This is a genomic window from Streptomyces triticirhizae, from assembly GCF_003696235.1.
Lineage (GTDB): Bacteria > Actinomycetota > Actinomycetes > Streptomycetales > Streptomycetaceae > Streptomyces > Streptomyces triticirhizae.
Map to the genome: position 1 here is coordinate 1 of NZ_RFFJ01000090.1, position 23,942 is coordinate 23,942.

Consider the following 23,942-nt stretch of genomic DNA (forward strand, 5'->3'; position numbering starts at 1 on the left):
CGGCGCGGCCGGCGGCCGGCGCAGCGCCCCCGGCGTGCGGGAGAAGCGGGGCGCCGGCGCGGGCTGGGTCAGCCCGTCGGGCGCCACCAGCGTGCCCCGGGCGGCCAGATGCGGGTGAACCGCCGCCTCGCGCAGCGAGAGCACCGGCGCCACACAGGCGTCCGTGCCCTCGAAGACCGCCGCCCAGGCGTCCCTGTCCCGCCGTGCGAACCGCTCGGCGATCAACGCCCGCAGCTCGGGCCAGCGGCGGACGTCCGCGCGGTCGGGCGCCTCGGGAGGCAGCGGCAGCAGCCGCGCGAACTCGGCGTAGAACCGTTCCTCCAGTGCCCCCACCGCCATCCAGCCGCCGTCGGCCGTGGCGTACACCGCGTAGTAGGGGCAGCCGCCGTCCAGCAGGTTGCCGCCCCGGGCGTCCCGCCAGGCGCCAGCGCCCAGCATCCCCCAGAGCATCGCGCCCAGATGCGCGGCCCCGTCCACGATCGCCGCGTCCACCACCTGGCCCGCGCCGCCGCGCCCCACGTGCAGCAGGGCGGCCAGCACCCCGCTGACCAGGTAGAGCGAGCCGCCGGCGTAGTCGCCCAGCAGGTTCGCCGGGATCGCGGGCGGCCCTTCGGCCGGGCCGATCAGCCCGAGCGTGCCCGCCGTGGCCAGATAGCCGATGTCGTGCCCGGCGCTGCCGGCCAGCGGCCCGTCCTGGCCCCAGCCGGTCATCCGCCCGTACACCAGCCGGGGGTTGCGCCCCAGCGCCTCCTCGGGCCCGACGCCCAGCCGCTCGGCGACCCCGGGCCGGAACCCCTCCAGCAGCACGTCCGCCGCCGCCACCAGGTCCAGCACGACGGCCGCGCCCCCGGGCGCCTTGAGGTCCACCTCGACGGAGCGCTTGTTGCGGTTGGTCACGTCCAGCGCCGGATCGATCCCGAGCGGCTGCCCGCCGGGCCGGTCCACGCGGACCACGTCGGCCCCCAGGTCGGCCAGCAGCATCGCGGCGAACGGCGCCGGCCCGATGCCCGCCAGCTCCACCACCCGCACCCCGGCCAGCGGCCCAACTCCCGCGCTGCTGCTGGTCATCGGGCTCCCCGGCGTCGGCGGACGGCGGCCACGGCGCCACCTCGTCCCGCGATGTTACGAACGAGTAGCGTGTCGCGCAAGGTGCTCCCCCGCGCACGCGACGCCCCGCGCCCCCCAGCCGCCCGCCTGTCAGCCGCCCCGCGCCTCAGTCGCCGGCGCGCGGCCCCGGCACGGTGGACTTCCGCGCGCCCGAGGTGGACTCGCGGATCACCAGCCGGTGCGGCACGACCCGCTCGTGCGGCGGCAGTACGCGCCCGGCGCGCGCCCCGGCCGGCGAACCGCCCGTCGCCGCCGCCCCGTTGACACCGCCGTGCGCCGGCACCGCGCCGTTCACGCCCGGCGCGTTCCCCGGCGCACCCGCCGGCTCGCCCGCGCCCCGCCCCTGCGACTCAGCGATGCGCCCGATCAGCAGCGCCACCGCGACGGCGGCGATCTCCGCCTTGTCCGGGGCGACCGTGGTCAGCGTGGGCACGCTGTACCGGCCCGCCTCCACGTCGTCGAAGCCGACCACCGCCACGTCCTCGGGGACCCGCAGCCCCCGCTCGTGCAGCGCGCGCACCGCGCCGATCGCCATCTGGTCGTTGAGCGCCAGCACCGCGTCAGGGGCGAGCCCGTCGGTCAGCGCCCGGTGCATGGCGGCCGCCCCGTCCGGCGTGGCGAACTTCGCGACGGGCACCACCAGTCGGGGATCGAACGGGACCCCGGCCGCCGCCAGCGCCGCCCGGTAGCCCCGGGTGCGGACCTCGGCCGTGCCCTCGCTCTCCCCGTCGAGGCCGCCGACGACCAGGATGCGGCGGCGGCCCAGCTGAAGCAGGTGCTCGGTGGCCTCGCGCGCGGCGGCGGCGTTGTCGATCGCCACATGGTCGGCGCAGCCGGCGTTGAGCTTCTCGCCCAGCAGCACCGTGGGCAGCGCGCCGCTGCGGCTTCTGAGGTCCTCGTCGACGAGGGCCAGCGGGCTGAGGATCACGCCGTCGGCGAAGTCCGAGCCGAAGCCGTCGAGCGCGGCCAGTTCGTGCTCGCGGTCGGCCCTGGTCTGGTGGACGAGCACGGTCAGCCCGTTGCGTTCGGCCTCGGCGATGATCAGGTTCGCCAACTCGGCGAAGTAGGGCAGGTCAAGCTCGGGAACGACCAGCGCGATGATGCCCGTTCGGCCGCGCCGCAGGTGGCGTCCGGCGAGGTTGACGCGGTAGCCGAGGTCGTCGATGGCCTGCCGCACGACGCGGCGGGTGCGCTCGGAGACATGCACGTAGTCGTTGATGACGTTGGACACGGTTTTCTCGGAAACCCCCGCGCGCAGCGCCACGTCCTTGATCCTGGGCCTCGCCAACCCGAACCTCCCTAGCCGCCCCGATCGTACCGGTCCTACCCGCCGTCCTGATCGACCGGTCGAACAGTGACCTTACGTGCGGCAACTCCAACAGAAAGAAACTCTTAGCAACCTCTTTACACATCTTGTTACATCGATGTAAGACGTACCAACAACCCAGCGTCGGGTGGGAAAGGTGCGAAATGAGCTTTGATCATTCCGGACATGGTGGCCGGTTCCGGATGGGGCGTCGAGGGTTTCTGCGACTGGGGCTCGCCGGGGCGGGTGCGCTCGCGGCACCAAGCGTCCTCGCCGGCTGCGCCTCTCCGGCGTCCCCCTCCGGCTCCTCGTCCCTGCGGGTCTGGGACCTGTTCTCCGGCGGCGACGGCGTGTTGATGGACGAGATGCTCGCGACCGTGACCTCCGGGCCCGACGCCTTCGACGTGGACCGGACCATCCTTGAGTGGGGACCGTCCTACTACACCAAGTTGGCGATGGCGGCGGCCGGCGGGCGGGCGCCCGAGGTGGCGGTGCTGCACCTCTCCCGGCTGGCCGGATACGCCCCGGGCGGCCTTCTCGAACCTTTCGACCTCGACGTCCTCGCCGAGTTCGGCGTCACCGAGCAGCACTTCGCGCCGGCGGTGTGGGAGCGGGCCAAGTGGGAGGGCGAGGTCTACGCCATCCCCCTGGACACCCACCCCTTCATCGTCTTCTACGACAAGGAGATCGCGGGCGCCGCCGGGCTGTTGGACAGCGACGGCGAACTCGCCCCGATCGGCTCGCCCGAGGCGATGTTCGCGGCCAGCGAGGCGCTCGCCGCCGAGCAGGGCGGCACCGGCGTCCTCTTCGGGCACGTCGGCGACCAGGCCCAGTGCTGGCGGATGTTCAACGGCCTCTACGCGCAGACCGGCGCGACCTGGGAGCTGCCGGACGGCGGAGAGCCCCGCGTCGACGCGGACGCCGCCGTGCGGGCGTTGACCTTTATGACCGAGTTGTTCGACGGGCAGCGCAACCCCAACAACCTGGACTACGCCGGCGCCATGGCCGCCTTCCAGGGCAGCAGGGGCGCGATGATCTTCTCCGGCGAGTGGGAGCTGCCCAACCTGCGCATCACCGACCGGCCGCTGGGCGCCGCCCCGTTCGTCCAGATCTTCGACCAGCCGGCCGTCAACGCTGACTCGCACAGCTATGTCCTACCCCGTCAGGAGCGCGTTGACGAGGGGCGGCGCAGGGAAGCGCACCGTTTTGTCGCCACCATGCTCAAGGCCAGCTACACCTGGGCCTCCGCCGGCCATATCCCCGCCTACCAGCCGGTGATCGAGGAGGACCGCTACGCCGAACTCGACCCCCAGGCGTCCTACGCGAGCGCCTCGGAGGTCGCCGTGCTCGACCCGCCGAACTGGTTCACCGGCTCCGGGTCGAACTTCCAGAACCAGATGACCCAGCCGATGTCGGCGGCGCTGATGGGCAACATGTCGCCCGAGTCGGCGGTGGAGCAGATGATCAGCGCCTCCCAGTCCATGCTCGACGATCCCAACCCGGTCGCGTGACGGAGACAAGGAGTTTCTGACGTGAGCACCACCGCTTCGCGTGCCAACGCGCCCGACGACAGCGCGATATCCCCGTCCGCCAGCACCCCGGCTCCGGTGGCCGGACGCGGCCGCACCCGCTTCACCGGTTGGGTCTTCGTGCTGCCCTTCGCGGTCACGTTCGCGCTCTTCATGGTCTGGCCGATCGTCCAGGGCCTGTGGATGAGCTTCACCGACGAGTCGCTGACCCTCAGCGGCACCGACTTCGTCGGCTTCGACAACTACGCCGAGGCGTTCGCCGACCCCGACGTGTGGAGCAGCCTCGGCAACACCGTCTTCTTCACCGTGATCACCGTGGTCCCGCTGGTGGTCGTGGCCCTGGCCATGGCGCTGCTGGTCCACTCGGGCCTGGCGGGCCAGTGGGTGTGGCGGCTGGCGTTCTTCGCGCCGTACCTGCTGCCGGTCAGCGTCGTCACCATCATCTGGAGCTGGCTCTACCAGCCCGACCTCGGCATGGCCAACCAGGCGTTGGACAAGCTGGGCATGGAGCCCATCGGCTGGCTGTCGGACGAGGCGTTCGCCATGTGGTCGATCGCCGCGTTGACCGTCTGGTGGACGGTCGGCTTTAACTTCCTGCTGTATCTGGCCGCTCTCCAGTCGATTCCCGACCAGTTGCACGAGGCCGCCGCGCTGGACGGCGCCGGTGCCTGGCGCCGGCTGTTCTCCATCACGCTGCCCCAGCTGAACCGCACCACCGCGCTGGTGGCGATGCTCCAGGTGCTCGCCTCGCTCAAGGTGTTCGACCAGATCTACATCCTGACCAAGGGCGGGCCCAACAACTCCACCCGGCCGATCCTGGAGTACATCTACGACGTCGGCTTCACGGGCTACCGGCTGGGCTACGCGTCCGCCATCTCGTACCTGTTCTTCGCCCTGATCATCATCATCTCCATCGCCCAGCTGCGGTTCTTCCCGCGTCAGGAGGGCTGACCGTGTCCGCGACGACCACGCGTCCCCGTCTCCACCCCGCCGGAGGCCCCCTGGGCCGGCGCCCCCGCCGCCCGAAGGGCGACGACGAGAGCACGCCGCTGCTCCTCGGCCACGGCCGGCTGCCCAAGGTCCTGGCCAGCGGCGCCCTGGTGATCTTCGCTCTGCTGTGGCTGCTGCCCTTCGTCTGGGCGATCGCCACCTCGTTCCAGAACGAACAGGACGTCGCCACACCCGGGTTCAACCCGATCAAGGGCGCGCTGACACTGGAGCCCTACCGGGTCATCCTCGATCGCGGCAACGTGCCGATCTGGGCGTTCAACAGCATCCTGATCGCCACCCTGGTCACCGTGATCACCATCGTGATCTCCACGCTGGCCGCCTACGGCCTCTCCCGGGGCACCTTCCGCGGCCGGAAGCTGCTGCTGGCCGTGACCGTCTCCTCGATCATGGTCCCGCCGCAGCTGCTCATCGTGCCGCTGTTCCAGGAGATGCTGGCGTTCAACCTCGTCGACACCTACTGGGCGGTCATCCTGCCGCAGGTGGTGGCGCCCATGATGGTCTTCATCCTCAAGCGGTTCTTCGACGGCATCCCCCGCGAGCTGGAGGAGGCCGCCCGCATCGACGGCGCCTCCGACCTGCGGGTCTTCTGGTCCGTCGTGCTGCCGCTGTCCCGGCCGATCGTCGCCGCCGTCTCGGTGTTCGTCTTCATCGGCGCGTGGAACAACTTCATGTGGCCGTTCATCGTCACCAACGACCCGGCCCTGATGACGCTGCCCGTCGGCCTCGCGACGGTCAAGGACGCCTACGGCGTGGTCTACGCCCAGTCCATGGCCTCCGCGCTGCTCGCCGCCGCGCCGCTGATCATCGTCTTCCTCTTCTTCCAGCGCCGCATCGTCAAGTCCGTGGCCACCACGGGCCTGGGCGGCACCTGATCGTCGGGCGCGCCATGGAAGGGGAACGGCCCCCGGAACCATCGGGGGCCGTTCCCGCGCCCGTCACCACGAGCACGACCCGCGCGCTGCGGAACCTCGCAGCGTGAACAACCCATCTCACTGGAGTCTCTGTGCCTTCCCCCTCCGCCATCCCGCGGCCCGAGTACCCGCGGCCGCAGTTCGTCCGTGGCGACTGGCTCAACCTCAATGGCACCTGGCAGTTCGAGTTCGACCGTGGCGACAGCGGTATCGAACGCGGAGTGCCAGAACGTGACCTCAACGGCGAGATCATCGTTCCCTTCTGCCCGGAGTCGGAGCTTTCCGGCATCGGCGAGACCGACTTCCTCGAAGCCGTCTGGTACCGGCGCACCGTGACCGTCCCCGCCGACTGGGCCGGCCGCACCGTGCTGCTGCACTTCCAGGCCGTGGACTACGACACCACCGTCTGGGTCAACGGCACCGAGGTGGTCCGCCACCGGGGCGGGTTCACCCCCTTCACCGCCGACCTGGGCGGCGTCGCCCAGCCCGGCGAGGAGATCACCATCGTGGTGCGGGCCAGGGACCCCAAGTCCGGCCCGCAGGCGCGCGGCAAGCAGGCCACCCGTTACGCCAACACCGACTGCCACTACACCCGCACCACCGGCATCTGGCAGACCGTGTGGCTGGAGCCGGTCGCCGCCGACCACCTGAAGCGGCCCCGGATCACCCCCGACCTGGCCGGCTCCGCGTTCCACCTGGAGCTGCCGCTGACCGGCAACAAGCCCGGCTACCAGGTGCGCGCCGTCCTCAGCGACGCCGCCGGCGAGGTGGCTTCCGCCACCGCCCGCGCCGACCTCGACCTGGCGCCGCGCCTCCACCTCCCCGTCCCGGCCGACCGCCGCCGGGTCTGGTCCACCGACGACCCGCACCTCTACGACCTGAAGCTCGAACTCCTCGACGCCGACGGCACCGTGGTCGACAGCGCCACCAGCTACGCCGGGCTCCGCTCCGTCGGCATCGACGGCAAGGCCATCACCATCAACGGTAAGAAGGTCTTCCAGCGGCTGGTCCTCGACCAGGGCTGGTACCCCGACGGCCTGATGACCGCCCCCAGCGACGAGGCGCTGGTGCGCGACATCGAACTCTCCCTGGAGGCCGGCTTCAACGGCGCCCGGCTGCACCAGAAGGTCTTCGAGGAGCGCTTCCTCTACCACGCCGACCGCCTCGGCTACCTGGTCTGGGGCGAGTTCGGCGACTGGGGCTGCAACGTCGGCGGCCGCGCCGACGACCGGCAGCAGCCGGACGCCTCCTACGTCTCGCAGTGGCTCGAAGCCGTCGAGCGCGACTACTCCCACCCCTCGATCATCGGCTGGTGCCCGCTGAACGAGACCTTCCAGGAGTTGAGCGACCGGATCACCCAGCTCGACGTCATCACCCGGGGCATGTTCCTGGCCACCAAGGCCATGGACACCACCCGCCCGGTGCTGGACGCCTCCGGCTACTCGCACCGGGTCCCGGAGACCGACGTGTGGGACTCCCACAACTACGAGCAGGACCCGGCCAAGTTCGCCGAGCAGGTCGGCGGGCTCAGCAAGGGCGAGCCGTACGCCAACTTCCACGAGGCCGACAAGCCGTGGTCGCTGCCGTACGCCGGACAGCCGTACTTCGTCAGCGAGTTCGGCGGCATCTGGTGGTGCCCCGAGACCGCGGCCGAGGCGCGCGGCGACGACCGCGCCGAGTCCTGGGGCTACGGCGACCGGCCGCGTGACGAGGAGGAGTTCCAGACCCGCTTCGCCGGCCTGACCGGCGTGCTGCTCGACGACCCGGACATGTTCGGCTACTGCTACACGCAGCTGACCGACGTGTTCCAGGAGCAGAACGGCGTCTACCGCTTCGACCGGTCCGTCAAGCTCGACGTCGAGCGGGTCCGCGCGGCCCAGCTGCGGCCGGCGGCCATCGAGGACGGCGAGGACTGACCGTCGCCCCGCACCCGCCTCCCACTCGGGGGCGGGTGCGGGGCCGTGGGCGCCCTGGGGGCGCCCGACGGCGGTTGTCTGTTCGGTTCAGCTGATCCAGTCCCGGAGGCGCGGGCTCAACTCGACGTCGTGCCGGGCCCGTTCCAGCTCGGGCCCGCTCACGGTGACGCCCTGCCGGGCGAGGATCGCCGCGAGTGCGCCCCAGTGCCCGGCGGCCGCCTCCGCGTGCGTCTGGCCGTCGACGGGCTCGTCCGGCCCGACGACCGTCCGCGCGTCGGCCTCGATGTCCTCGACGGTGAGGAACGCGCGGATGTCTGCGCCGCCCGCGCTCATGGTCCACCCCCGGTCGTCCAACAACACCACCCGCCGCCCATCGGACAGTTCGGCCTCCAGCCGGGCATCCACGGACAGTTGCCGGGCGGAGGAGTGCCCGACGGACGAGTGCTCGACGTTGAGATCGGTGAACGTGACGAGGCGGACGAGGGTGGCGGACACGGGGTTCTCTCCTGGGGCGGTTTTTTTGGGGGTGGGCCCGGACGCTGGGCGCTGGCCGCTGGGCCTTCCGGGGGCGCGGCGGGTCGGTGGCCGGAAGCCCTCTGGTTCTACCTCACCGAGGCCGACACCACGACGTCCGCTCGCTAGGCTGAGACGGGAACTTCCGGATGCCCAAGGGCCGTTGTTTGGGGAGGGTTTGGCCGCTATGTCGCGTTCTCTGAAAGTAAGTAAAAACCGCCTCCCCCGCCGATAAAACCCCAGGTCATTTGCTCTGCTCTCCGCACGCGCGGGGATGGTCCGCGAGCTCGGAGAGCGGAGCCTCGGTGGGAGTGCTGCTCTCCGCACGCGCGGGGATGGTCCGTCGGCGTCGGCTCCTACATCCGCGCCGACCGCCTGCTCCCCGCACGCGCGGGATGGTCCTCGTGAGCGCCGCCCTTACAAGGCGGATGTCGGCTGCTCCTTGCGCACGCGGGATGGTCCCTGTCCTACGGGGGTGAACGTGAGCGGGGAGGGGCGGCCGACGAATGTCCTCCTCGGGGCGCGTTGCCGCCCGCGCACGCCCTCTTTCGCGCGCCCCCGCACTCGGAGCTACGGTGCGTGCGGAAGCGCTCACCACAGGAGGTCGCGACGTGGCTCACCAATTGCCTCAACGTAAGCATCGATCCCCCATCGGGGATGACGGGCATCAGCCCGGACGGCCGATCCCCCCTCCGCTCCCGGAGGAGCCGAGTCCGCCGCGACGCGAGGATGAGTCGCCGGAGCAGGACGAGTCGTGAACGCCGTCGCCGCCGAGGGCAGTGCGATGGACCAACTCCTCGCGCGGGTGGCCGAGTTCCTTGGCCACCCGGTCTCGCCCGAGTGGGAGAACGCGTTCCGGGCGGTGCCTCGGCACCGCTTCCTGTCGGATCGGATCTGGCTGCGGGACGGGCACGGCGGCTACGACATCTGCGACCGGGCCGCGCAGCCAGTGCGTTGGTGGGCGGCCGCTCATGCCGACGCGCCCGTGGTGACGCACATGCTCGCGGAAGCTGACGGAACGCGGCGCCCCTTGTCCTCGGCCTCGGCCCCGGGAACGGTTGTTGCCATGCTCGAAGCGCTCGACGTGCGGCCCGGGACCCGCGTGCTGGAGATCGGAACGGGCACCGGCTGGAACGCGGGCCTGCTCGCCGCCCGGGCCGGCGACGCCGAGGTCGTCACCGTCGAACTGGGCGGCGAACTGGCGGAACGCGCCCGCGCCACGCTCGCCGCCGTCGGGCGAAGCCCGCGCGTCGTGCACGCCAATGGTGCGGAGGGTTGGCCGCCCGGGGCGCCCTACGAGCGGATCGTGGCAACCTGCTCCGTGCGCCGCGTTCCCCGGCCGTGGCTGGACCAACTCGCCCCCGGCGGACGCCTCGTGACCCCATGGGCCTCAGCCTGGTGCGCCTATGGCACGGCGGTGGTGGAACGCGATGCACGCGGCATCGTCATGGGCCGCTGGCGCCCCGGCGGCTCCTACATGCCGCTACGCGCCCCCGGCGTACGCTCCGAGGAACGACTGCCCGACACGCACCCGGAACGCGCCCCCGCCGAACCCACGGAGCTGTCCCCCTGGGCGGTGGCCGGCGAGGACTACCAGGCCCAGTTCGTGATCGGACTGCTGGTGCCGGGTGTCTGGCACGCGTGGGAAGCGGGTGACGAACGGGCGGGCACGCACGCGACGTTGTGGGTGCGGGCGGAGAACGGCCCATCCGCCGCCCTGGTGGAGGTAGCGGCCGGAACCGGTCACACGACGGTTCGCCAGTCCGGCCCCCGCCGCCTGTGGGACGAGATCACCGCCGCCTACGGCTGGTGGCACGCCGCCGGCTCCCCGGACATGCCCCGCTTCGGTTTCACCTGCGGCGAGGACGGCACCACGACGGCCTGGCTCGACACCCCGGAACGGCAGCTCCCGGAGCCGACAACTCGCTAGTCTGGAACGACAACTTCGGGTGCCCCAAGGGCTGTTGCTTGGAGAGGGTTTTGCCGCTATGTCGCGTTCTCTGAAAGTAAGTAAAAACTGCCTCCCCCGCCGATAAAAGCCCAGGTCATTTGCTCTGCTCCCCGCACGCGCGGGGATGGTCCCGAGCTGCGGGAAGCCATCAGCCAGGACCCCCTCTGCTCCCCGCACGCGCGGGGATGGTCCCGACCGGCTGGGGCACGCGGCCGGTGACGAGCTCTGCTCCCCGCACGCGCGGGGATGGTCCCCGCCCACGGCCCCCAGTGGTTGACCTCGCCGAACCGTTCCCTGCTCGCGCGCGGGGCATAGAGACGCAGGTCAGCCCGCTCGCTGAGCAGGCCTTCCAGGTCTCGGCAAGAGAGAACCACCCCCACGCCAGGACTGGGCAGACCGGTGTGGGGGTGGTCGCCACCCGTGTCGACCCGTGCAGAGACGGGGACGTCCGGACGCGGGTGGCTGTCTGTGAGGGGCGGGTTCAACGGGGCGGGTAGGTAGGCCCCACGACGGTGAACTTGAAGCCCACGTGGATCATCTCGCCGCGCGGCGTTCCACGCCCGTCGTGGCCGTGGATCACCATCGTCCCCGTGTGCTGCGTCGGTTGATCTCGCGGATCAGGGGGGAGAGGGCCTGGGCGAGGGACAGGGGTGACACGTCGTCGAGGGGGGCGGTCCAGTCGGGGCCGCCGGCGCGGGGGCGCAGGGTGGCCGAGGTTCCCGTCACGGCCACGATCCTGCCGATGCGGTGGCCGTGTCGGGCAAACGTTCCAACGTCCAGCCGTGCGGGGGAAGTTGCGGCGTTCACCGGGAGTCCCGGGTCGTCAACGCTTGAATGATCTTGCGGGCGGTGTCCTCGGTGACGCACCCCAGCTCGATCAGCGGGGGAACGAACGGCTGGAACATCGAGGGGCCGTCCAGCCCCAGGGACGGGAGCGTGATCCCGTGCGCGCCAAGGGCACGGGCAAGCTCCGCCACGGTCCGCTCCGGGTCGGCGGCGTCGGGCTCCACCTCGCGTCGGTTGTCGATGGCGTTGAGAAGGGTCGTCGGGTCGGTCATGGCAGCTCCCTGGGTGGTTGGAGTGCGGGACCCACAGAGAAGCAGACTGAGCGGCCGTTGAAGGGGGGAGAACCCTCGTGATTCAACGCTCCGTCAGGCGGCGAACGGAGAGAGCATGGCAAAGCGCCAGGTCAACGGACACCATGATGGTCCAGCGAACGAAGGGTTGAATTATCTCGAATACCTCGGTCGCGAGGTGCGGGTGGCACGTGAGGGACGCAGGCTGAGCCAGTCGCAGCTTGGGACGGCCGTGGGCTACAGCAAGAGTTATGTCTCGAAGGTCGAAGTGGGCGCGATCATCCCGTCCGAGAAGTTCGCCAAGGGCTGCGACCTGGTGTTGGGCACGAACGGCTCCATCGAACGGCTGAGGGAGCGCCTGATCAAGCGGGGCCACCCGTCATGGTTCGCGCCGTTCGTGAAGATGGAGGCCACCGCGGTCGAGATTCTGAACTACTCGCCGAGCCTGATTCCCGGGCTGTTGCAGACGGCGGAGTACGCCCGGTTTCTCTTCCAGGCGTGGGACCCCAGGGCAACGGAGGAGACCCTGGCGGGCCTGGTGAAGTCGCGGCAGGACAGGCAGAGCGTGCTCACCGGAAGTCCCGCCCCCGAGCTGTGGAGCATCATTCACGAGACGGCGTTCCACACGATGGTGGGAGGCCAGGAGGTGATGCACCGGGCTCTGGGGCACCTGCGGGAAATGGCGGGGCTGCCCAACGTCACCGTCCAGGTGCTCCCGTTCTCAGCGGGGGCACCGGCCGTGGCCGAACCCTTCATCCTGCTGCGACAGATGGATGGGCGACGAACTCCGTTCGGGGATACGGTACTTGGAGGTCAGATGTCCGAGTCCCCTGACCAGGTAGGGTTGCTGCTCCAGGCGTACGAGCGTCTCAGGGCCGAGTCGCTGGGTGTTCGTGACAGCCTGAAATTCGTGGAAAGAAGGTTGAAGGATTACGATGACCAGTCGTGAAATGACGTGGCGCAAGTCCCCGTACAGCGATGGGGGGCAGGGAAACTGCCTGGAAGTTCGCGATGGTGTTTCGGGAGTGGTGCCTGTTCGTGATTCCAAGGTTATTGGGGGGCCCGTTCTCAGTATCTCGGCCACTGCTTGGTCGCGGTTCCTGGATCTGGCCAAGCGCTGACTCCGAACAGCGAGTAGCCCCCTGTGGAGTAGATTCCACGGGGGGTTACTTGTGTCCGGGGCGACCTGGAATGCCCAGGGCGAGGCTCCCTCGGAGCCGCCGCAGGCGGCCGTAGACCACCTGCGGCGCCTGCCGTAGCCTGCTGCGACAAAAGGATGGGCGACGAACTCTGTTCGGGGATACGGTACTTGGAGGTCAGATGTCCGAGTCCCCTGACCAGGTAGGGTTGCTGCTCCAGGCCTATGAACGTCTCAGGGCCGAGTCGCTGGGTGTTCGTGACAGCCTGAAATTCGTGGAAAGAAAGTTGAAGGATTACGATGACCAGTCGTGAAATGACGTGGCGCAAGTCCTCGTACAGCAATGGGGGGCAGGGAAACTGCCTGGAAGTTCGCGATGGTGTTCCGGGAGTGGTGCCTGTTCGTGATTCCAAGGTTACCGAGGGTCCCGTTCTCAGCATCTCGGCCACTGCCTGGTCGCGGTTCCTGGATCTGGCCAAGCGCTGACTCCGAACAGCGAGTAGCCCCCCGTGGAGGCGGACTCCACGGGGGGCTACGTGTGTCCGGGGCCTGGCACAGGCCCCGGACAGCGGTCACTCCTCCGTCAGGAGGTCAGGAGCACCGTCGCGACGCCGAACGGCCTCAGCGGCAGCGTGAATTCGCCGTTCTCCGTCAACGGCAGCGTCTCCAGCGGGCGTTCGTCCGCCGTGCAGCGGAGCACCGCCCCGGTGGTGCCGGTCGGGCGGGGGAGGGTGATCTCCCGTTCCTGGCCGGTGAGTTCCTGGACGCGGAGCAGCAGCCCCTCGCGGGTCCGCGCGGCGGCGACCGTCGCGTGGATGCCGTCGGGCAGCGACAGGTCCAACAGCGTTCCGGTGGTCGGGAGTTGCGCGGGGCCGTGGGCGTGGCGGTCGAGGCGGGTGATCTCGGAGGCCAGCAGGCCGTGGCGCAGGCCCTGGCCGAACGCGGTGGCCTGCGCCGGGTCGAAGCCGGAGACGGGCGTGAACGCGTACCGGAGGGTCAGCGAACCGCCCTGGCTGGGCGGGGTGTTGGTGGGCCAGTAGTTGTTCATCACCCAGGAGAGCAGCGTTCCCGAGGCCGGTTCGAACCGGGTCGGCCAGGTGCCGCGCACGATGTCGCCGACGGCGAACAGCGGCACGTCGGCCGAACTCCACACCACGCCAGGCCCGTTGGGGCCACCGTCGGTGACGGCGACGCCGTACTGGGTGGTGAGCCACTCGTAGCAGGCGCCCGGCGTGTGATCAACGGCCGGGTTGATCCAGCCCTGTTGGCGGTCGTAGTGAACGGTGGGCCGTTCGGCCGCGAAGGGGAAGGCGACATAGACCGACTCCTTGGCCAGCACGGCCTCCTTCTCCAGCGAGACCGTGACCTCCACCCGGTCGTCCTCGTCGCGCAGCAGGATCTCCAGCGTGACGGACGGGACGCTGGGCGCGCTGCCGACCCAGCGCAGCCGGTGGCCGTCGTGGGTGCGGCGGACGCCGACGGCCCGCGTGGTGGCGGGGGTGACCGCCAGGGCGGGCGGGGGAGCGGGCGGCATCCGGTCGCCGAGGGTGGTGGGTCCGGCGGCCGTGGGCCGGGGCGTGGTCAACGCGGGGTCCCGCCCGTGGTCATGAACGTGGTCGTGTCCGTGGTCGTGGGCGTAGGGTCCCTCGGCGTCGCCCCGGGTGAGGTGGTCGGGGCCGTCGGCGGCGTAGAGGAGTTGGCCCAACTGCCAGTCGGAGTCGGCGTCCAGGACGGAACGGCCGGTGGCCAGGTGGGTCAATCCCCGGACCAGACCCGTCTGTTGGTCGAACGTCAGCTGCCAGCGCGGCGTGTCGAGTCGTTCCGGCAGCGCCTCGAAGGGTTCCTCGACGGCGGGCAACGACGCCTCGCCCGCCGCCTGTTGGGCGCCGCCGGGACCGACCTCGGCGGTCGGGCCGGTGAGGGAGAGCACCCGCCAGCCGAACGCCGGCACCTCGGGGACAGACAGCCGGAGCCGGCGCAGCCCCCTGCTGTGGGTGGCGAGAACCTCGGCCGGCAGCGGGCCCTCGGGCCCGAACACCACGGTGTCGCGCGGGAGTTCGACGACGACCTCGCCGGCCGTCGCGCGCGGCCCCGGGTTGCCGACGAGGAGGGAGGGGCCCTGGGTGCTGACCAGGTCGCCGAGTTGGCTCAGCGCGCGGCGGATCTCGTCGAGCGCGGCGCGGTGCGCCTGGTGAACGCGCGTGCGCTTCCAGTCGAGTTGGTCGTGGCCCTGTTCGCCCTCGGGGTGGGCGTTGGCGTGCGACCAGGTGAACGTGTGCTCGGCGCCGTAGAGGGCGTTGTCCCAGGCCGCGTCGAGGCTCTCGACGCGGGGCGCGAGGCCCTGGCCGACGCGCGCGACCAGCGCGCTCAGCGCCTCGGCCGCCGGCAACAGGGCCTGGGTGGTGCGGTGTTCGGCGGTGAGGGTGGCGGCGGTGCCGGCGCCGTCCTCCCAGTAGCTGCCGCCGTCGCCCCGGTGGACGGGGAGCCGGTCGGCGAGCGGCCGGACGGCGTCCAGGTAGTCGGGGAGGGTGGAGACGACGAGCTTGGGCCATTCATAGGCGGCGTTCCAACGCTCGACAAAGCCGTGGTCGCCGTCGTCGAGGTCCTCGTTGTCGGCGTGGGTGCCGATGAGGGCGAGGTCGTGGGGCAGGTAGTCGGGCCGTTCGTAACGGGCGAGGTAGCGGTCGAACGCCTGGGCGCCGCCGGCGAGGGTCTGCGGGTCGGCGGCCATGAACCGCAGCTGCGAATAGGAGTCGGCGAAGTGGGTCAGCACGCGGGTGCCGTCGGTGCCCTCCCACAGGAACGGGGAGGTCAGGTGGAGCAGGTCGCTGTCGGCGTTGCTGCCCCGGCCGTGGTTCATGATGCCGACGAAGCCGTCCAGGCCGAGTTCCGCGAGGATCCCGGGGAGGGCGGCGCTGTAGGAGGGGACGTCGGTGAGGTTGGCGTGCCGCACCGGCACGTCGTGTTCGGCGCGGAGCCGGGCGGCGGTGGTGGCGGCGCGGTAGCACTCCTCCAGGGACGCGAGGCCGGAGAGGAAGAGGCTGTGGAACGCGTTGACGGCCAGCCGCCCGTCGCGCAACGCGGCCAGCACCCGGCCGGCGCGTTCGGTGTTCCGGCTGGCCAGGTACTCGGAGACCACCACGGCGCCGTCGACGCTGTAGGCGAAGTCGGGGTCGCGTTCGTTGATGGCCAGCGCGCGGTCGAGGTTGCGGTTGTGGAGTTCGATGACCTTGCCCTGGTAGTCGGTGAAGCCGATGTCCAGGTGGACGTGCGGGACGAGGTGGAGGGTCCACTTGCGGGCCGGGGCCACCTCGTTGATGAACGGGTCTCCGTCATCGAGCCGGACCTCGGCGGGCACCGAGCCGCCGTCCTGGGTGAACTCCGGGACGGGGAAACGGAGATGGAGCTGTCCGAAGTCCCGCGCGCCGGGCTCGTCCGGGGTGCCGACGGCGGGCAGCGGCAGGTGGCGGATGTGCGGGCCGACCCGCACCTCGGCGGCGCCCGGCGCCGGCCGGCCGGGCGCCAACGTGACGGCCAGCTCCAGCAGTTCGTGGGACGCTCCGTTCTCGGCCACATAGAACGGGGTGGCCCGCAGCTCGGCCGTCGGGGCGGTCGGGGGCGCCTCGGACGGCGTGAGCCGCAGACAGTCCCAGGTCAGCCCGCTGCCGAACCAGTGCCCGTACTGCTCGTGGTACGGGCGGCGCTCCTCGGCCGGCGGGCCCTGGTCGTCGAGCCCGTCGGGCACGGCCGTGGTGATCGAGAGCCGGTGCGAGCCGGGGGCCAACCAGGCGGCGGGCAACGGGACCTCGACCCGGGCGTGGCCGTTGATGAGCGACTGGCCCCAGACCTCGGCCCGGTCCTCCCGCACCACCTTCGGCCGGAAACCGCCCCGGTGCCGGCCGTCCAACTCGATCGCCAGATCGGGGCAGGGGCCGTGCGAGGCGAAGAGGAACAGCTCCAACAGGTAGCCGGCCGGCGGCCGTTCGTTCCCTTCGGCCGCCGTGGCCTCCGGCACGGTGAAGTCGATGTCGATCCGGTGGCCGCGCCAGCCGCCGTGCGCGTCGAGTGGACCCGGGTGGAACGCGGGCCAGTCGCTGGCGGGTTCGTCGACGCCGACCTCGAAGGTCAACGCGTTGCCGCCCGTTGCCGACCAGGCACCGGAGAACTGGTGCGGACCGCGCCCCGGCGTGCCGATGGACCAGAGGGGCGTCGGGGAGGCGGTGGGTGTTTTGTGCATGGCTGGGCTCCGTAGGCAGAGTAATCGGGTTCAGGAATATCGTGCGGTGTCGGGCGCGTCCGCACCGGGGTCGGGTTGGCGCGGCCCGGCCCGAAGTCACCCCGAGCCACACGGCCCGGCGGGCGCACGCCCCTCCGGCTCCCGGAACTCCCCGGTTCCGTTGCCCAGTTCTGCCGACGTCATCGACGCGACCGCCGATCGATGCCGCCCTCTCTTCCGGCCGGCCCCACCGGAGTGCTCCGCCCCGCCTTCGCGGACTCGCCGCTGCCCGGCCACCGGAACCCCGCGTTCACCCCACGACCCCGAACGCGCCCACGAAGCCGCCCGCACCCCACGCCCGCCACCAGCGCGGCGGCGACCCGCGCCGTCAGCCACGACGGACGGTGCCGCGCCTGACGGACCCTTCCCCGCGTGACGGGCCATGCCGCGCGTGACCCCGGCGGCAACGGCTGCCGCCCGGGTCACGCGCGTCGTTCAACGGTGGTCAACGGTGGTCAACGGCCGTTCAATGGTGGTCAGCGACCGTCAGCGGCCGTGGTTCTTGAAGTCCCCGACCTCGTCGAGGGTGATCACGTTCGGGTGGCTGTAGACGTGCTCCAGGTGCTCGCGCGAGTTCCACACGCCGTCGGTCAGGAACTCACCGGCCCAGGTCACGAACCAGCTCCAGTCCGCCTGGTACGCCTCCAGCAGGTCGGGGTCCGGGATCGGGCCGCACTCGGTGAGCGCCACCAGCTTGCGGTCCTGGCCCAGTTCGACGAGCTTGTCGTAGGTCGCGCTGAGCGGGCCGTAGTCGCCGGCCGGCGGGTAGGAGTCGGCCGAGACGATGTCCACCACGTCGTCGCCCGGGTACCACTCCGGCTCGACGGAGTTCCAGATCCAGATCAGGTTGTCCAGGCCGTGCACCTCGGTCATCCGCTGGTACATCAGCCGCCACAGCTCCTTGGCCGGCTCGGGCCCCTTGGCGCCCCACCAGAACCAGCCACCCTCGGCCTCGTGCAGCGGGCGCCACAGCACCGGGATGCCGGCGTCCTCCAGGCGCTGCAACTCGGCCGAGATGGCGTCAATGTCGCGCAGCAGCAGCCGGTAGTCCTCGGAGTCCGGGTCGGCCAGCGCCGCCTCCACGTCGAAGGTGGTGGCGTCGGTGTAGAAGCCCCGGTACCACTCGCGGCCCGGCTCGTCGATCAGCCCGCTGGGCGCGTTCCAGTGCCAGACGAACGTGGTGATGCCGCCGCGCTCGTCCCAGGCGAGGGCGTTGTCGACGTCCACGCCGACGGTGCCCCGCTCGACCCGGCTGGGCGAGTAGTCCATCATGTCGAGGCCCGCGATGGCCGGGCTGGTGCCCAGGTTCTCCTCGATCCACTGGAGGGAGGCCATGTCCTGCTGGCCGCTGAGGATGGACTCGCCGTAGTGGTCGGTGAGATAGGCCAGCAGCGAGCGGGCCTCGGGGGACGCGTCGGGGTTGACCGGCTCGCCGGTGACCTGGTGCGGCGGCCGGTCGGGCGCCGGCGCCAGGCTGATGGCGTCGATCTCGTACCAGCCCCAACCGCTGCGCAGCGTCACGGTGTTGGTGCCCGGCTCCAGCAGCACCCGGCCGGCGGAGACGGTGGTGAACTCCGCGCTCTCCGGCAGGGTGATCTCGCCCATGCCGGAGCCGTTGAGCTGGAGCACGGTGTTCTTCTGGCCGTTGGGCGTGCGGTAGTGGACGGTCAGGTCGTGCAGCCCGCCCGGGCTGTCGGGGATGGTGAGGGTGACCTGGTCGCTCTCCTCGTCGAAGCCGGTGACATAGCCGGTGCCGGAGTGGCCCGGCGCGGTGTTGTCGACGTCGACGCCGACGAGTTCACCGTCCTCCGCCTCGTAGACCTCGGCGGCCTCGGCGGCCTCGGCCGCCGCCCGGGCCGGGGCCGCTTCGGTGGCGCTCTCCTCCTCGGCGGTCGCCGCCGGCGTCCCGGCGGTGACCGCCAGGCCCAGCGCGGCGAGAGCGGCCAGACCGCCTCTGGCCAGCGTTCGCATTCTCATTGCACGGCTCCCTGTCCCGTTGGGGCTTGCACGATGAACTGATGGCTGCATCACGGTGGTTGGGGAGCGCTCCCACGCACCATTCGAGCGGACCGAAGAGGGCATGTCAATCAAGGGGGAACGGTTTACCTCCGGCGGTCCGGCGGGCGTCCCGCCGCTGCCGCAGGGTGGCCGAACGGGCGGCTCCGGTAACCGTTTTCCAAACCATATGTGCCCTTTGTCACAACCGTCTTCCCCGGCCTCGTCACCGCTGCGGCGACGGGGAAGGATGGCCGGGTTGCCCCTCGTCGGGCGCCCTCGGACGTGGCGCGGCGCGGGGCTCACGCACGCTCTCGCCGAACGGAGTTCGCATGTCCACCGTCGAAGCCCCCCGCCGGGCCCTGGTGATCCGGGGCGGGTGGGAGGGCCACGCGCCCGTCGAGACCACCGACCTGTTCCTGCCGTTCCTGCGTGAACAGGGCTTTGATGTGACCGTTTCCGACAGCCTGGACGCCTATCTCGACGCCGACGCGCTGGCCGCCACCGATCTGATCGTCCAGTGCTGGACCATGGGCGAGATCACCCAGGAGCAGTCGGCCGGGCTCGCGGACGCCGTCCGGGCCGGCACCGGGCTGGCCGGCTGGCACGGCGGGATCTGCGACGCCTTCCGCGCCCACACCGGCTACCAGTGGCTGACCGGCGGCCAGTTCGTGATGCACCCCGCCGAGTGGCTGGACCACACCGTGGACGTGCTGCCCGAGCGCGCCGACCACCCGGTGCTCGCCGGCCTGCCGGGCCGCATCCCGCTCCACACCGAGCAGTACCTCGTGCACACCGCGCCCGACGTCGAGGTGCTGGCCACCACCACCTTCGCCGCCGACGACCCCGGCGTCCCCGACGAGGCCAGGGGCGTCACCTGCCCCGCCGTCTGGACCCGCCGCTGGGGCGGGGGCCGGGTCTTCGTCTCCACGATCGGCCACAAGCTCGACGACCTCACCGACCCGACCGTGCGCACGCTGACCGAACGGGGGCTGCTGTGGGCGGCCCGGTGAACGAGCACGCGAGCGAGCACGCGAGCGCGCGGGGGGAGGCGTCAACTCCGCTGCGCGTCGGCATCGTTGGCGCCGGCGCCATCAGCGGCCAGTATCTGCGGTACTTCGACGACCACGGGGCGGCGGCCGGCGTGCGGCTGGTCGCCGTCGCCGACCTCGACGCCGCCAGGGCGGAGAAGGCCGTCGCCGGCCGCGCCGGGGTGCGGGCCACCACGCCCGACGAGGTGTACGCGGCGGACGACGTGGACGCCGTCCTCAACCTGACCGTGCCCGCCGCCCACGCCACCGTGGCGCTGGCCGCCATCGCCGGCGGCAAGCATGTCTACGGCGAGAAGCCGCTGGCCTCAACCGTCGAGGAGGGCCGCCGGGTGCTGGACGCCGCGCGGGCGGCGGGGGTGCGGGTCGGCGCGGCGCCGGACACCGTGCTGGGCCGGGGCGTCCAGACCGCGCGGGCCCTGGTGGACGCGGGCCGGATCGGCCAACCCGTCGCCGCGACCGCGTTCTTCGCCTGCCCGGGGCACGAACGCTGGCACCCGGACCCGGACTTCTACTACCTGCCGGGCGGCGGCCCGCTCTTCGACATGGGCCCCTACTATCTGACCGCGCTGGTCCACCTGTTGGGCCCGGTCGAGTCGGTGACCGGGGGCGCGGTGCGCAGCGGCGCGGAACGGGCGATCGGCTCGGGCCCGCGCGCCGGCGAGCGGTTCCCCGTCGAGGTGGCCACCCATGTCACCGGCGTGCTGCGGCACCGGGGCGGCGCGTTGAGCACGGTGGTGATGAGCTTCGACACCGTGCGCCACGAGCTGCCGAGGATCGAGGTGCACGGCACGGCGGGCAGCGTCTCGGTGCCCGACCCCAACACCTTCGAGGGGCCGGTGCGGTTGGCGACCCGCGCTGCGGGGGAGTGGGCGGACGTTCCGCTCAGCCACGGCTATGCGGCAGCCGGGCGCGGCCTCGGCCTGGCCGACCTGGGCCGCGCCCTGCGCACCGGCGGCGGGGCGCGCGCCGACGGCGAGGTCGCGCTCCATGTGCTGGAGGTGATGGAGGGCCTGCTGCGCGCCGCCGAGGAGGACCGGGTGGTCGCCGTCGCCAGCGACGTCGAACGCCCGGCGCTGGTGCCCGAGTCCGCGCTGGTCGCCGCCGACTGACGCCGCGAACCGCCTGCCCCGTCCGCCCGTTGCCCCGTTCCCCTGGGTAACGGGCGGAGGGCCGTGGGGGGGTTGGCGGGAAGCGGGCCGGTCACGGGTATGGACAGGCGCTGGTCGGACGTGTTGTTCTGTGGCCGGCCGTGTTCTACAACGTTGGAAAACGTTCGTTGCCGCGTTTGGTTCACCGGCCGGGCCCGGACCGCCCGGCCCGGTCCCCCACCCGAGACTGACCACCTCCGTCCCCCCAGGAGCCGCACCATGTCCCGGAAGAGCCAGAACAGCCGGAACAGCCGGAACAGCCGGAAGAACGGGAAGAACGGGAAGAACGGGAAGAGCCGGATGTCCCCGCTCGACCGCCGTTCCGCCCGCCGCGCGCTCACCGCCGCCGGCGCGCTGGCGCTGGCCGCGCTGGTGCCCACCGCCCCCACCGCCCAGGCCGCCGCCGCGCCCCGGCTCGTCATCGACACCGACTTCCCCGACCCCGATGTGGTCGTCGCCGACGGCGCGTTGTGGGCCTACGCCACCAACGCCGCCGGCGGCAACGTGCAGACCGCCACCGCGCCCTCGCCCGAGGGCCCGTGGACCCGGCAGGCGGACGCGCTGCCCGTCCTCGGCGACTGGGCGCGCACCGGCCTGACCTGGGCCCCCGAGGTGGCGCGCCAGCCGGACGGCGGCTATGTCATGTACTACACGGCCCGGGACATCGCCTCCGACCGTCAGTGCGTCGGCACCGCCGTCTCCGACACCCCGGCCGGCCCGTTCACCCCGGTCGGCGAGGGGCCGTTGGTCTGCCCGGCCGACGAGGGCGGCGCCATCGACGCGACGACGTTCACCGACGACGACGGTACCCCGTACCTCCTCTACAAGAACGACGGCAACGCGGTCGGCGTCGACACCTGGATCTACCTCCAGCAACTCACCCCGGACGGCCTCGGGTTCGCCGGCGACCGGGTGCCGCTGCTGCGGCAGGACCGCCCGGAGGAGGGCGGGCTGATCGAGGCGCCGACGCTGGTCAAGCGCGACGGCGGCTATGTGCTGTTCTACTCGGCCGGCTTCTTCGGCGACGGCACCTACCACACCGGCTACGCCACCGCGCCCGCGCTCACCGGCCCCTACACCAAGTCCGACGAGCCGCTGATGAACACCGAGAACACCGGCATCGTCGGCCCCGGCGGCCAGGACGTCATCCCGGGCGAGAACGGAGACTGGCTCGCGTTCCACGGCGTGCTCTCCGAGGACCCGCTGGTGCGCGGCATGTATGTGACCCCGCTCCACTGGGACGGCGCCACGCCCTCCGTCGACTGACGGCCTCCGACGCCCAACGGGCCGGGTCCGCCGGCCCGTTGGGACCCGCTTCGCGCGCGGGGCTCAGCGGGCCAGCAGGTCCGAGATCGCCGCCGCGATCTCGTCGGGCGCCTCCTCCGCCATGAAGTGCCCCGCGCCCGTCAGACGGTGGTCCAGGTCCGGCGCCCACGCCCGCCACACCCCGGCGGCGTCATAGCCCAGCCGGGAGCCCCAGTCCTGCCGGATCACCGTCACGGGCATGGCCAGCTGCGACCCGGCCTCCAGGTCCGCCTGGTCGTGGGCGATGTCGATGCCCGCCGACGCCCGGTAGTCGGCCACGATCGACGGCACCGCCGCGCGGCTCGCCCGCAGATACGCGGCCCGCACCTCGTCCGGCAGGGCGGCCGGGTCGCCGGCCCAGGCGTCGAGGAACGAGCCGAAGAACGCGTCCGCGCTGCGGGCGATCATCGTCTCCGGCAGGCCCGGCGGCTGCGCCATGAGGAAGAGGTGGTAGCCGACGGCCGCCGAGACGCCGTGCAGCGGCACGACCGGGCTGCCGGCGCCGCCGACGGCGGCGGCCAGCTCCACGCCGTCGGCGCCGGGCAGGCGGAGGTGGTCGAAGCCGGGGATGGTGGGGGTCACGAGGGCCGTCCTCTCGGGTCGGGAACCGGGAGGGACCAGCCTGGGCGACGGCGATCGGCAACCGATCAGCAGCCGGTTCGGCGACCGATCAGCACGGCCGGGCGCCGCCGGCCCCCGTCGCGGAGGATGGGGCCATGCGCATCGACGTGCTCGGCGCCGTGCGGGCCCTCCACGACGACGGCGCCCCGGCCGACCTCGGCGGGCCCCGCCACCGCGAGGTGCTGGCCCGGCTGGTCGCCGCCGAGGCGGCGGCTCACTACCGCGCCGCCGAGGACGCCCTCCGCACGGCCGGGATGCCGGGGCTGCACCGTGGCCTGTTCCCGCTCGCCCTCCTCGGGCTGCGGCTGCCGCACGACCGGCCGGCGCCCACCGACCCGCGCCTCGACTGGGGCCCGTACCGGCCCTGGGCCCGCCCCCTCGTGCTGCTCGCCCAGGACCGCGCCGCCGAGGCGCGCGCCGCCCTCGCCACGGCGCCCGAACCGCCGCGCGACCACCTCCAGGAGGCGCTGTGGTGCCTGCTGGCGCGGGCCGCCGCGCGGCTGGGCGAACGCGGGATCGCCGCTCGCGCGGCGGCGGCGCTGCGCGACGCCCGGGCCGAACACGCCGGCGCCGCCAGCGGGTTGCTCACCCCGGGCCCGGTGGCGCGCTACCTCGCTGAGGCGGAGGCGTGCGCCGGCGCGGGATAGACGAACGCGCGGCCGGGGCCGCCGGCCGGCGTTGGCGCGGCCGCGCTCCGGGTGCAACGATGCTCCCCGTTCGCCCCTCACCCACCGGGAGCCCAGCGATGGTCGCCGTCCTCGTCATCGTCGTACTCGTCCTGCTGGTCGCCCTCGGCGTCTGGATCGGCATCAGGCTGGACGGCTGGCGCGGCCAGCGCCTCCCGCGCGGACGCAAGCACTGCCCGTCCTGCGGCAACCTCTGGTCCACCGTGGTCCAGTCCGACAACCGCCTCAACGGCTACCGCGAGTGCCGCGCCTGCCACTACACCTGGGACCCGCAGGGGAGTTGACGACCCGCCAGGCGGGCCGTTCGGCCATCAGGCCGTGCCCCGGTCCGCCGGGCCCGCCGTGCCCCGGTCCGCCGGGCCCGCCCGCCAGCCGCCCCGGCCGAGCCCCCCGCGCGCCCG

Annotated in this window: 20 protein-coding genes and 1 pseudogene; 13 read left to right on the plus strand and 8 right to left on the minus strand. The window is 72.1% G+C overall.

Translation table 11 applies throughout. The features are described from left to right. Nucleotides 1–1,068 (minus strand): CaiB/BaiF CoA transferase family protein (locus EBN88_RS16705; RefSeq protein ID WP_199742391.1); only part of this gene is annotated, 1,068 nt, incomplete at its 3' end. Between the two features lie 145 nt (nucleotides 1,069–1,213). Next, the gene (locus EBN88_RS16710; RefSeq protein ID WP_122184687.1) at nucleotides 1,214–2,395 is read right to left on the minus strand and encodes a LacI family DNA-binding transcriptional regulator; all 1,182 of its coding nucleotides are present in this window, start codon (nucleotides 2,393–2,395) and stop codon (nucleotides 1,214–1,216) included. Nucleotides 2,396–2,616: 221 nt separating this feature from the next. Between EBN88_RS16710 and EBN88_RS16715 the strand changes: the two genes are divergently transcribed. The 4 genes from EBN88_RS16715 to EBN88_RS16730 all read left to right on the plus strand — a co-directional run bounded on the left by EBN88_RS16715 (nucleotide 2,617) and on the right by EBN88_RS16730 (nucleotide 7,780). Then, nucleotides 2,617–3,924, plus strand: a complete 1,308-nt coding sequence (locus tag EBN88_RS16715; RefSeq protein WP_233580732.1) for an extracellular solute-binding protein — start codon at nucleotides 2,617–2,619, stop codon at nucleotides 3,922–3,924. Nucleotides 3,925–3,990: 66 nt separating this feature from the next. Then, nucleotides 3,991–4,893, plus strand: coding sequence for a carbohydrate ABC transporter permease (locus EBN88_RS16720; protein ID WP_407703419.1), 903 nt, complete (start codon nucleotides 3,991–3,993; stop codon nucleotides 4,891–4,893). 2 nt (nucleotides 4,894–4,895) lie between these two features. Further along, nucleotides 4,896–5,825 carry a carbohydrate ABC transporter permease gene (locus tag EBN88_RS16725; protein ID WP_122184689.1) on the plus strand — a complete coding sequence of 310 codons (930 nt, stop codon included), beginning with the start codon at nucleotides 4,896–4,898 and terminating at the stop codon, nucleotides 5,823–5,825. A 131-nt stretch (nucleotides 5,826–5,956) separates the two neighbouring features. Beyond that, nucleotides 5,957–7,780 (plus strand): glycoside hydrolase family 2 protein, encoded by a 1,824-nt coding sequence (locus tag EBN88_RS16730; protein WP_122184690.1) that lies wholly within the window; start codon nucleotides 5,957–5,959, stop codon nucleotides 7,778–7,780. An 87-nt stretch (nucleotides 7,781–7,867) separates the two neighbouring features. Here the strand turns inward: EBN88_RS16730 and EBN88_RS16735 are convergent, their stop codons facing one another. Further along, nucleotides 7,868–8,275 (minus strand): hypothetical protein, encoded by a 408-nt coding sequence (locus EBN88_RS16735; RefSeq protein ID WP_122184691.1) that lies wholly within the window; start codon nucleotides 8,273–8,275, stop codon nucleotides 7,868–7,870. A 772-nt stretch (nucleotides 8,276–9,047) separates the two neighbouring features. Here EBN88_RS16735 and EBN88_RS16740 point away from each other — a divergent pair. Continuing rightward, a complete protein-coding gene (locus EBN88_RS16740; RefSeq protein ID WP_122184692.1) occupies nucleotides 9,048–10,223 on the plus strand; it encodes a methyltransferase domain-containing protein in 1,176 nt (391 codons plus the stop codon). A 597-nt stretch (nucleotides 10,224–10,820) separates the two neighbouring features. Here EBN88_RS16740 and EBN88_RS30595 read toward each other — a convergent pair. Further along, entirely contained in the window at nucleotides 10,821–10,970 is a 150-nt protein-coding gene (locus EBN88_RS30595) for a hypothetical protein (protein WP_158621408.1), read from the minus strand. Nucleotides 10,971–11,047: 77 nt separating this feature from the next. Next, nucleotides 11,048–11,302, minus strand: coding sequence for a hypothetical protein (locus tag EBN88_RS16745; protein WP_233580733.1), 255 nt, complete (start codon nucleotides 11,300–11,302; stop codon nucleotides 11,048–11,050). A gap of 115 nt (nucleotides 11,303–11,417) precedes the next feature. On the opposite strand from EBN88_RS16745, the gene EBN88_RS16750 reads away from it, so the two are divergent. From EBN88_RS16750 to EBN88_RS16760, 3 genes are all read left to right on the plus strand, one after another. Continuing rightward, entirely contained in the window at nucleotides 11,418–12,269 is an 852-nt protein-coding gene (locus EBN88_RS16750; protein ID WP_122184693.1) for a helix-turn-helix domain-containing protein, read from the plus strand. A 1-nt stretch (nucleotide 12,270) separates the two neighbouring features. Next, complete coding sequence (locus EBN88_RS16755) at nucleotides 12,271–12,441, plus strand: DUF397 domain-containing protein (protein WP_233580736.1); 171 nt, start codon at nucleotides 12,271–12,273, stop codon at nucleotides 12,439–12,441. Between the two features lie 317 nt (nucleotides 12,442–12,758). Then, entirely contained in the window at nucleotides 12,759–12,944 is a 186-nt protein-coding gene (locus EBN88_RS16760; RefSeq protein WP_122184695.1) for a DUF397 domain-containing protein, read from the plus strand. Nucleotides 12,945–13,041: 97 nt separating this feature from the next. On the opposite strand, the gene EBN88_RS32400 is transcribed toward EBN88_RS16760, so the two are convergent. Together EBN88_RS32400 and EBN88_RS16770 are read right to left on the minus strand one after the other, a co-directional pair. Further along, nucleotides 13,042–16,695 (minus strand): glycoside hydrolase family 38 N-terminal domain-containing protein, encoded by a 3,654-nt coding sequence (locus tag EBN88_RS32400; RefSeq protein WP_122184696.1) that lies wholly within the window; start codon nucleotides 16,693–16,695, stop codon nucleotides 13,042–13,044. 525 nt (nucleotides 16,696–17,220) lie between these two features. After that, on the minus strand, nucleotides 17,221–18,711 hold the full coding sequence (locus tag EBN88_RS16770) for a glycosyl hydrolase (RefSeq protein ID WP_233580734.1): 1,491 nt from the start codon (nucleotides 18,709–18,711) through the stop codon (nucleotides 17,221–17,223). A 350-nt stretch (nucleotides 18,712–19,061) separates the two neighbouring features. Between EBN88_RS16770 and EBN88_RS16775 the strand changes: the two genes are divergently transcribed. The 3 genes from EBN88_RS16775 to EBN88_RS16785 all read left to right on the plus strand — a co-directional run bounded on the left by EBN88_RS16775 (nucleotide 19,062) and on the right by EBN88_RS16785 (nucleotide 22,195). Then, nucleotides 19,062–19,742 (plus strand): ThuA domain-containing protein, encoded by a 681-nt coding sequence (locus EBN88_RS16775; RefSeq protein ID WP_122184698.1) that lies wholly within the window; start codon nucleotides 19,062–19,064, stop codon nucleotides 19,740–19,742. Next, the gene (locus EBN88_RS16780; RefSeq protein ID WP_122184704.1) at nucleotides 19,739–20,890 is read left to right on the plus strand and encodes a Gfo/Idh/MocA family protein; all 1,152 of its coding nucleotides are present in this window, start codon (nucleotides 19,739–19,741) and stop codon (nucleotides 20,888–20,890) included. Before EBN88_RS16775 ends, EBN88_RS16780 begins: the two co-directional genes overlap by 4 nt. Before the next feature lie 258 nt (nucleotides 20,891–21,148). Then, nucleotides 21,149–22,195 (plus strand): glycoside hydrolase family 43 protein, encoded by a 1,047-nt coding sequence (locus tag EBN88_RS16785; protein WP_122184699.1) that lies wholly within the window; start codon nucleotides 21,149–21,151, stop codon nucleotides 22,193–22,195. A 63-nt stretch (nucleotides 22,196–22,258) separates the two neighbouring features. On the opposite strand, the gene EBN88_RS16790 is transcribed toward EBN88_RS16785, so the two are convergent. Further along, nucleotides 22,259–22,816 (minus strand): alpha/beta fold hydrolase, encoded by a 558-nt coding sequence (locus tag EBN88_RS16790; RefSeq protein WP_122184700.1) that lies wholly within the window; start codon nucleotides 22,814–22,816, stop codon nucleotides 22,259–22,261. Nucleotides 22,817–23,052: 236 nt separating this feature from the next. Between EBN88_RS16790 and EBN88_RS16795 the strand changes: the two are divergent. Both EBN88_RS16795 and EBN88_RS16800 read left to right on the plus strand, forming a co-directional pair. Next, nucleotides 23,053–23,502 (plus strand): annotated as a pseudogene (locus EBN88_RS16795) (SARP family transcriptional regulator); the annotation flags it as partial. A 98-nt stretch (nucleotides 23,503–23,600) separates the two neighbouring features. Beyond that, complete coding sequence (locus tag EBN88_RS16800; protein ID WP_122184701.1) at nucleotides 23,601–23,825, plus strand: hypothetical protein; 225 nt, start codon at nucleotides 23,601–23,603, stop codon at nucleotides 23,823–23,825. Nucleotides 23,826–23,942: the final 117 nt, after the last annotated feature.

Coding starts and splice junctions, on each gene's coding strand:
- EBN88_RS16715 (WP_233580732.1), top strand. CDS start 2,617: ATGGGGCGTCGAGGGTTTCTGCGACTGGGGCTCGCCGGGGCGGGTGCG.
- EBN88_RS16745 (WP_233580733.1), bottom strand. CDS start 11,302: ATGACCGACCCGACGACCCTTCTCAACGCCATCGACAACCGACGCGAG.
- EBN88_RS16750 (WP_122184693.1), top strand. CDS start 11,418: ATGGCAAAGCGCCAGGTCAACGGACACCATGATGGTCCAGCGAACGAA.
- EBN88_RS16755 (WP_233580736.1), top strand. CDS start 12,271: ATGACGTGGCGCAAGTCCCCGTACAGCGATGGGGGGCAGGGAAACTGC.
- EBN88_RS16760 (WP_122184695.1), top strand. CDS start 12,759: ATGACCAGTCGTGAAATGACGTGGCGCAAGTCCTCGTACAGCAATGGG.
- EBN88_RS32400 (WP_122184696.1), bottom strand. CDS start 16,695: ATGCACAAAACACCCACCGCCTCCCCGACGCCCCTCTGGTCCATCGGC.
- EBN88_RS16770 (WP_233580734.1), bottom strand. CDS start 18,711: ATGAGAATGCGAACGCTGGCCAGAGGCGGTCTGGCCGCTCTCGCCGCG.
- EBN88_RS16775 (WP_122184698.1), top strand. CDS start 19,062: ATGTCCACCGTCGAAGCCCCCCGCCGGGCCCTGGTGATCCGGGGCGGG.
- EBN88_RS16785 (WP_122184699.1), top strand. CDS start 21,149: ATGTCCCGGAAGAGCCAGAACAGCCGGAACAGCCGGAACAGCCGGAAG.
- EBN88_RS16800 (WP_122184701.1), top strand. CDS start 23,601: ATGGTCGCCGTCCTCGTCATCGTCGTACTCGTCCTGCTGGTCGCCCTC.